The sequence below is a fragment of the Clostridium sp. DFI.1.208 genome, from assembly GCF_024463855.1.
In the GTDB taxonomy this organism is placed as follows: Bacteria; Bacillota_I; Bacilli_A; order Erysipelotrichales; family Erysipelotrichaceae; genus Clostridium_AQ.
The window spans coordinates 1-1,171 of sequence record NZ_JANGCA010000152.1 but is presented as its reverse complement, the minus strand read 5'-3'; the positions used below and the strand labels follow the sequence as shown (position 1 = coordinate 1,171).

The window sequence follows — 1,171 nt, the reverse complement described above, 5'->3', positions numbered from 1 at the left end:
CGCTGGGAAGAGATCCCGGCCATCGTCAAAATGCAGGAGCTTACGATGCGTGAGATCCGCAGATTCGTCCGCAGAGGGAATGCAAACCGGGAAACCTTACCAAAAGAGCTGAAATTGCAGATCGTAAGAGAAGCATTGCTGGACTACCAACAAACGAAAGAGGAAGGGCTCATACCTACCGGAACACTCAAAAGAGAGTGGATCGCAATGGACACTGGATTCAGTGCACGTTCCGTTCAGGACTATCTCAATCTATTGGAGGAGCATCCGAACAAGGAGAAAAAGGAATCGCGATCTTCAAAATACGAGGATATACAGAATACGATGCATGATGTACTCAAGCTTCCGGTGAAGATCACGGACAAGCAGATCAGTATCAAGATAAAGGATGATCTCGATCTTGCGCGCGTCCTCGAGCTGCTGGGAGTAGAGAACTTATAACGAGAAGCGGCTATCTACGCTTATAGAAGGAGGGAGAGAATGACATCCAAAAAGAAAAGAAAGAAGAGAAAAGGACCAAGCCCACAAAAAGGGATAACGAACGAAAGATTAGCCGATAATCTGAAATACATACTGTGGAAGAAGAAGATATCGAAAGAAGAATTTGCCAGAAAGCTGGATGAACCATTACCTTATATCCTGGAGGTATTGAAAGGCAGGAGGAGTATCCAGCTTCCTACCCTGATACGGATGTGTAAGGTATTGGATGTACCTATCTTACATTTTGAAGATTGCATCCGAAAGGATGACGCTGCATGATCTCCGGATCAGAAAAGAAGGTGATGCTCATAGGAGTAGCCTTCTTTCTTGTAATCATGATGTTTGCGGCGGTCGGTATCGGAGGTGGCAGTAGCGAAGATGATATCGATCTTTCGACTTCCCTATTGAGTGAAGCAGTCGAAAGATATCGTCCCTATGTAACGAAAAGAGCAGAGGTCTATGACATGGCGGATCATGTCGAATTGATCCTGTGTGTGATGGAAGTGGAATCCCATGGTGAAGGTATGGATCCTATGCAGGCTGCAGAGGGTCCTTTCAACAAGGAATATCCAAAGGTACCCAATGGCATCCGTGATCCTGAATATTCCATAGATTGCGGGATACAGGAGCTGCGCTCCGTATTGAAGAAAGCAGGAGTGAAATCCGGAGAAGATAAGGAAAGGATAAAGGT

The 1,171-nt window shown here is 45.7% G+C and carries 3 protein-coding genes; all 3 read left to right on the top strand.

Annotated elements, in window-relative coordinates; translation table 11 throughout:
- On the top strand, positions 1 to 441 hold a 441-nt coding region (locus NE665_RS23745), incomplete at its 5' end, for a hypothetical protein (RefSeq protein ID WP_256302684.1).
- Between the two features lie 39 nt (positions 442 to 480).
- Entirely contained in the window at positions 481 to 759 is a 279-nt protein-coding gene (locus tag NE665_RS23740) for a helix-turn-helix transcriptional regulator (RefSeq protein WP_216881424.1), read from the top strand.
- The coding region (locus tag NE665_RS23735) for a lysozyme family protein (RefSeq protein WP_256302683.1) at positions 756 to 1,171 on the top strand (416 nt) is incomplete at its 3' end. The genes NE665_RS23740 and NE665_RS23735, both read left to right, overlap by 4 nt.

What these genes read in the sequence shown, in the direction of transcription:
- NE665_RS23740 (WP_216881424.1), top strand. Translation starts at nt 481, where the DNA reads ATGACATCCAAAAAGAAAAGAAAGAAGAGAAAAGGACCAAGCCCACAA.